Here is a 5,818-nt window from a genome sequence, read left to right as displayed (position 1 = left end):
GCATCGTCGGTGCTGGTGATGATCGGCGAGCGCCCGGGGCTAAGCTCGCCGGACAGCCTCGGCCTCTACCTGACCTGGGCACCGCAGGTGGGGCTCCGGGACGACCGGCGCAACTGCATCTCCAACGTGCGCCCGGCGGGGCTTTGCGTCGACGAGGCGGCGCGCAGGCTGATGGGGCTGCTCGAACAGGTCCGCGAGCGCGGGCTTTCCGGCGTCGCGCTCAAGGATCGCAGCGAGGAGAACGAGGTCGAGTCCATCGGCTCGACGCGCAACTTCCTGGTCGCGGACTGACCCATGGCGTTGCCATCCGCCCGCGCCATCGCCTAGTCTGAAAGGCGCCCGCCCGAGGGCGCTTTTCAAGGAGAGGAACCATGTTGGCAGGCGAGCCCGCGGATAACAGCCACCTGCAGGCGGTGACGCTGCCGCACCTGGTGGTGTTCACCGGCTCCGGTATCAGTGTCGAGAGCGGCATCAAGACCTTTCGCGCCAGCGACGGCCTGTGGGAGGAGCACCCGGTCGAGAAGGTCGCCACGCCTGAGGGCTTTCGCGACGATCCAAAGCGCGTGCTCGATTTCTACAACCAGCGCCGCGAGCAGATTCGCCGCGCCCGGCCCAACGCCGCCCACAAGGCGCTGGCCGCCCTCGAGCAGGACGGCTTCACGGTGTCGATCATCACCCAGAACATCGACGACCTGCACGAGCGGGCGGGCTCGAAAAGCGTGCTGCACCTGCACGGCGAGATCCTGAAGGCGCGCTCCAGCGTCGATGCGCGCCTTCGCTACCCCATCAAGGGGGACATTGCGCTGGGCGACGTGTGCGACAAGGGCAGCCAGCTGCGCCCGGACGTGGTCTGGTTCGGCGAATCGGTGCCGCTGTTCGACCAGGCCTGCGCGCTCGCCGCCCAGGCGGACTTCTTTCTGGTGGTGGGCACCTCATTGGCGGTGATGCCCGCCGCCTCGCTGCTCTCCTACATCGGCGTGGACACCCCCTGCGCGCTGATCGACCCGGACGCCGACGCCCTGACCCCGCCCGGGGTGCTGGCCATCAACACCACCGCCGGGGAAGGCGTGCCGGCGCTGGTCAACCGGTGGCGCCGCCAGAAGAGTTTCGCGCTCGATTGAGCGGTAACCGGTGTTCGTCACGCGCCCGGCGCTGCTTTATACTCGGCGCCCCTTGATTGATTAGGTGCGCCGATGTCCGCCTTCGATACCTCCTCTGAAACGGGCTCGCCTGCCGAGCATCCGCGCCCGCCACGGCGCGAGTTCAAGGCGCGCGGCAGCTTCGTGATTCGCTGCCCGGGCTGCAACCTGCCCAAGCTCAACTGCCTGTGCCCCTACAAGGCGAGCGCCGAGAGCGTGGCCCGGGTATGGCTTCTCACTCATTCGCTCGAGCACATGAAGCCCACCAACACCGGGCGACTCATTCGCGACGTGCTGCCGGATACCCGGGTATTCACCTGGTCGCGCACCGAGCTCGACCCCGAACTTGCGGCCCTGCTGCAGGATACGCGCTACGCGCCGTTTCTGATCTTCCCCGACGACCAGCCGGACTACGCCGAGCGCGTGGTCGGCATCGATGCGGTGCACGTCGCCAAGGCGAATGGGAGGATTCCGGTATTCGTCATTCTCGACGGTACCTGGCGCCAGGCGCGGCGCATGTTTCGCAAGAGCCCGTACCTGGACGCGTTGCCGGTATTGCCGCTTCGCACCGAGCGCGAAACCCGCTACCGGCTGAGAAAGCCCGCCTCGAAAGCGCACCTGTGCACCGCCGAAGTGGCCATCGAGCTGCTGCGCCAGGGCGGAGACGAGACGGCGGCGAGCGTGCTCGACGACTACTTCGACGTGTTCAACGAGAGCTACGCGGCGAGCCGTTTCTACACGCGGATCGATGAGCCCACGCCGGCCATGCAGCGGCTGCTGGCGCGGCGGGATGGCGATTAGGCGCGGGCGTTCGTGGGCAGCCAGCGGCGCAGCACCTTGCGCACCCAGTACCAGCGGTTGATGAGCAGCGCCAGGAAGATCAGGCTGCAGCCGATGAGCTGAAGGGCGGTCATGGTTTCACCGAACCACCAGGCGGCGATCAGCGCGGTCCACACCGCCTCGAGCATCAGGATCACCGAGGCGTGGCTCGGCGTGGTCATGCCCTGGGCCTTGATCTGCAGGAAATAGCGCAGCGAACTCGACAGCACCACGCTTGCCAGCAGCCAGCCCAAGATAGCGGTATCGAGTGCCACGGGCGCGCGCTCGAACAGCAGCGACATAAGCGTCAGCACCGCGCCCACCGCCAGCAGCTGAAGCGTGGTCAGCGGCAGCGCCGGGACGTTGCGCACCACGCGGGTATTGACGTTGATCAGAAGTGCGAAGCCGAGTGCGGCGCACACCATCAGTAGCTGGCTGACCTCGACGCGAAAACCCGCGTTGAGCGACAGGAGCCCGAAGCCTGTCAGCGCCACGGGCAGCGCGATCCAGGTGGTGCGCGGCGGCGTTTCGCCGAACAGCATGCCGATCACCGGCACCAGCAGAATGCCGAGGCTCGTGATGAAGGCGCTCTCGCCCAAGTGCTGGGAGTAGTTAAGCCCCATGATCCAGAACCCGGTGGCCACGCTGAACAAAAGCCCCACCAGCAGGCCCCGGCGTACGCGGCGGGCGGGCAGGCGGCGCAGCGCCGGCCAGGCGAAGCCCAGCAGGATGGCGCCGGCGAGCAGAAAGCGGGTGCCGATGAACAGAAGCGGCGGCATGCCCATCAGGGCTTCCTTGGAGAAGATCCAGCCGCCGGCGGCCATCAGCGTGACCAGCAGCAGCAGGGCATCCGCCTGCCAGGGGGCGCGGGCGATCCGGTTCATGCGCCGCTGCCGAACAGCGCCCCGGCGATGCGAAAGCCCGCCACCCAGGTGCCGATCGCCGAGCCGAGCGTGGCCAGGATGAACACCAGGAGCGTGCGCGACACGCGGTTCTTCCACCAGCCCTTGAGCGCGGTGACGTCGTGCCTGAGCGACGAGAAGTCACGCACCTTGGGCTTGCGCATGTAGAGCTCCACCCCGGCGGCGACGAAGCCGGCACCGATGGTCGGGTTGAGCGAGGTGAGCGGGGCGGCGAAGAAGGTGGCGATCACCGTGACCGGGTGGGCAAGCGCCAACAGCGTCGCCCCGCCGGCAAGGATGCCGTTGATCAGAAACCACTCCAGCACCAGCTGCCAGCCAAGGTCGGTATTGCGCGAGAACCCGATGGCGAAGCCGGTGATGACCAGCGCGGTGATCAGCCAGGGCAGCGCCTTCCAGAGCTTCGACGCCGGTGGAGTGTGCTCGAGCGCTTCGCGCTCGACGGCCGGCTCCTCGGGCAACGGCGCCTCGAGGTGCTCGGCGGTCCCCTTGAGGTGCCCCGCACCCAGCACCACCAGCACGTTCTTGAAGCGCCCCGGGGGCGCCTGCTCGCAAAGGCGCAGCGCCATGTAGCGGTCGCGCTCGCGAATCAAGGGCGTGTAGAGGGTCTCGGACTCGGCGGCGAACTCGCTGAAGGTCGCCTCCAGCATGTCCCCCTCCTTGAGTTTCTCGATCTCCTCCTTGGAGACGTCCTGGCGCGACATGACGCTGCCGATCAACCCGCTGAACAGCGAAAAGCGCTGCCACCAGGGCACGTTGCGATAGATGCGCTTCAAGGTCACGCCCACGTCGCGGTCGATCAGCAGCAAAGGAAGTTCGTGGGTGCGGCAGGACTCGACCGCCGCGCGCATCTCGGCACCGGGCTGGATGCCGGACTGCTCGGCGATGCGCTGCTGGAAGGCGCCGAGGGCCAGGCTCGCCGCGACCATGCCCGCCTTGCCCTGCTTGAAGACCTGGAACAGGTCCTGCTCGCCCATGGCATCCGGGTTGGTCATGCTGTGGTGGCGGGCGTCGCATAGCTCGATGGCCGCCGCGTCGAAGGCGCCGCTTGCCAGCAGGCGCGTGACGTCCTCGGCGCTCTCGGCGGAAACGTGGGCGGTGCCCAGCAGGGTGTAGCGGGTATCGCCGACCTGAATGACCTTCAACGGGCCGCTGGTGGCGGGAAGCGTCTCGAGGGAGGCGGCATCCGGTAAAGAGGCGTCGTCCTGCATCATGGTGTTTACTCGCAGATGATCACGTCCGGCGCCTCAGCGGCGCCAGAACGCGGGGGTGAAGAGAACCAGTACGGTGAATATCTCGAGGCGACCCAGCAGCATCGCCAGCACCAGAATCCACTTGGCGAGATTCGGCATGTCGCCGTAGTGTTCGCTGGCCTCGCCCAGGGCCGGGCCCAGGTTGTTGAGCGCCGAGCCCACCGTGGACCAGGCGGTGATCTGGTCGACGCCGGTGGCCATCACGCCCACCAGCATCAAGAAAAACAGCATCACGTAGGCGGAGAAGAAGCCCCATACCGCCTGGGCGATGCTATCGGGTACGCTCACTTTGCCGACCTTGACCGCGATCACCGCATTGGGGTGGATCAGGCGCATCACCTCGCGCATGCCCTGCTTGAGAATCAGGATGATACGGATGACCTTCATGCCGCCGGCGGTGGAGCCAGAGCAGCCGCCGACGAAGGCGGCGATGAACAAAAGAAACGGAAGCGCGCCTGGCCAGGCGGAGAAGTCCGCTACCGCAAAGCCCGCGGTGGTCGCCACCGACACCACCTCGAACAGCGCGTGGCGCAGCCCGTGAAGGGTATCGTAGGTGCCGGTGAACCAGAGCGTGGCGGTGGCGACGGTGACCAGGCCCGCGAGAAACAGCATCAGAAAGCGCGCTTCCGGGTCCTGGAAGTAGTGTATCAGGCGTTTCTCCCGCCAGGCGATGAAGTGCAGGCTGAAGCTGAACGCCGAGATCAACATGAACGCCACGCAGATCAGCTCGATGGCGGGGCTGTTGAAGTAGCCGATGCTGGCGTCGTGGGTCGAAAAGCCGCCGTTGGCAATGGTCGAGAAGCTATGCCCCAGCGCATCGAACCAGTTCATGCCTGCCAGCATGTAGGCCACAAGGCACGCTACGGTCAACGTGGCGTAGATGTACCAGAGCGCCTTGGCGGTCTCGGTGATGCGCGGGGTGAGCTTGGAGTCCTTGAGCGGGCCCGGAATCTCGGTGCGATACAGCGCCATGCCGCCGACGCCGAGCGTCGGCAGGATCGCCACCGCCAGCACCACGATCCCCATGCCGCCGAGCCACTGCAGCTGCTGGCGGTAATAGCGAATCGATTCCGGCAGAAAGTCGATGCCGGTAATCACCGTGGCCCCGGTGGTGGTCAGCCCGGAAAACGACTCGAACACCGCATCGGTGAAGTGCAGCGCATTCTCGCCGAACAGCATCAGCGGGATCGAGCCGAATAACGCCAGTACCGTCCAGAACATCGCCGCGATGATGAAACCGTCGCGAATACGCAGCTCCCTGCGCTCGCGGCGATTGGGCAGGTAGAGCATAAGCCCGGTCATCACGGTGATCGCGATGCCGCTGGCGAAGGCGTACCAGACGCCATCTCGAAACCATAGCGACATCAACATGGGCGGCAGCATGGTGAGGCTGAACAGCATCAGCAAAAGCCCCAGAATGCGAAGTATGACGCGCAGGCTCATGGAATCGAACGGCTCCTGAAAGAGTGGGAAACGGGATCAGAAGCGCTCAAAAGAACGTCAGCCCGACCTGGAAGAGCCGCTCGACGTCGCGAATCCGGCGCTTGTCGATCACGAACAGGATCACGTGGTCGCCGCTCTCCACCACCGCGTCACCGTGGGCGATGATCACCTCCTTGCCGCGCACCATCGCCCCGATGGTGGTGCCTTCCGGCAGCTCGATGTCGCGCACCGCCCGGCCCACCAC

Annotated in this window: 7 protein-coding genes; 3 read left to right on the top strand and 4 right to left on the bottom strand. The window is 66.2% G+C overall.

The window, feature by feature from the left end; translation table 11 throughout:
• From BIS11_RS09530 to BIS11_RS09520, 3 genes are all read left to right on the top strand, one after another.
• The coding region (locus BIS11_RS09530) for an ethanolamine ammonia-lyase light chain EutC (RefSeq protein ID WP_253585970.1) at nt 1-291 on the top strand (291 nt) is incomplete at its 5' end.
• Nucleotides 292-371: 80 nt separating this feature from the next.
• A complete protein-coding gene (locus BIS11_RS09525; protein ID WP_253418745.1) occupies nt 372-1,121 on the top strand; it encodes a Sir2 family NAD-dependent protein deacetylase in 750 nt (249 codons plus the stop codon).
• A gap of 72 nt (nt 1,122-1,193) precedes the next feature.
• Nucleotides 1,194-1,940, top strand: a complete 747-nt coding sequence (locus BIS11_RS09520; RefSeq protein WP_253418742.1) for a tRNA-uridine aminocarboxypropyltransferase — start codon at nt 1,194-1,196, stop codon at nt 1,938-1,940.
• Here BIS11_RS09520 and BIS11_RS09515 read toward each other — a convergent pair.
• The 4 genes from BIS11_RS09515 to BIS11_RS09500 all read right to left on the bottom strand — a co-directional run.
• Nucleotides 1,937-2,842 carry a DMT family transporter gene (locus tag BIS11_RS09515; protein WP_253418739.1) on the bottom strand — a complete coding sequence of 302 codons (906 nt, stop codon included), beginning with the start codon at nt 2,840-2,842 and terminating at the stop codon, nt 1,937-1,939. The genes BIS11_RS09520 and BIS11_RS09515 overlap by 4 nt on opposite strands.
• A complete protein-coding gene (locus BIS11_RS09510) occupies nt 2,839-4,092 on the bottom strand; it encodes a TraB/GumN family protein (RefSeq protein WP_253418736.1) in 1,254 nt (417 codons plus the stop codon). The genes BIS11_RS09515 and BIS11_RS09510 overlap by 4 nt, the downstream gene beginning before the upstream one ends.
• A 33-nt stretch (nt 4,093-4,125) precedes the next feature.
• Nucleotides 4,126-5,574 (bottom strand): TrkH family potassium uptake protein, encoded by a 1,449-nt coding sequence (locus BIS11_RS09505; protein ID WP_253418733.1) that lies wholly within the window; start codon nt 5,572-5,574, stop codon nt 4,126-4,128.
• Between the two features lie 46 nt (nt 5,575-5,620).
• On the bottom strand, nt 5,621-5,818 hold a 198-nt coding region (locus tag BIS11_RS09500; RefSeq protein WP_301286433.1), incomplete at its 5' end, for a TrkA C-terminal domain-containing protein.

This window comes from Halomonas sp. 707D4 (genome assembly GCF_024158685.1).
Classification (GTDB): domain Bacteria; phylum Pseudomonadota; class Gammaproteobacteria; order Pseudomonadales; family Halomonadaceae; genus Vreelandella.
This window is presented reverse-complemented; position numbering and strand designations above follow the sequence as displayed.

Excerpts from the sequence above, each read along its gene's own strand:
- BIS11_RS09505 (WP_253418733.1), bottom strand. The coding sequence starts at position 5,574 with ATGAGCCTGCGCGTCATACTTCGCATTCTGGGGCTTTTGCTGATGCTG.
- BIS11_RS09520 (WP_253418742.1), top strand. The coding sequence starts at position 1,194 with ATGTCCGCCTTCGATACCTCCTCTGAAACGGGCTCGCCTGCCGAGCAT.
- BIS11_RS09515 (WP_253418739.1), bottom strand. The coding sequence starts at position 2,842 with ATGAACCGGATCGCCCGCGCCCCCTGGCAGGCGGATGCCCTGCTGCTG.
- BIS11_RS09525 (WP_253418745.1), top strand. The coding sequence starts at position 372 with ATGTTGGCAGGCGAGCCCGCGGATAACAGCCACCTGCAGGCGGTGACG.
- BIS11_RS09510 (WP_253418736.1), bottom strand. The coding sequence starts at position 4,092 with ATGATGCAGGACGACGCCTCTTTACCGGATGCCGCCTCCCTCGAGACG.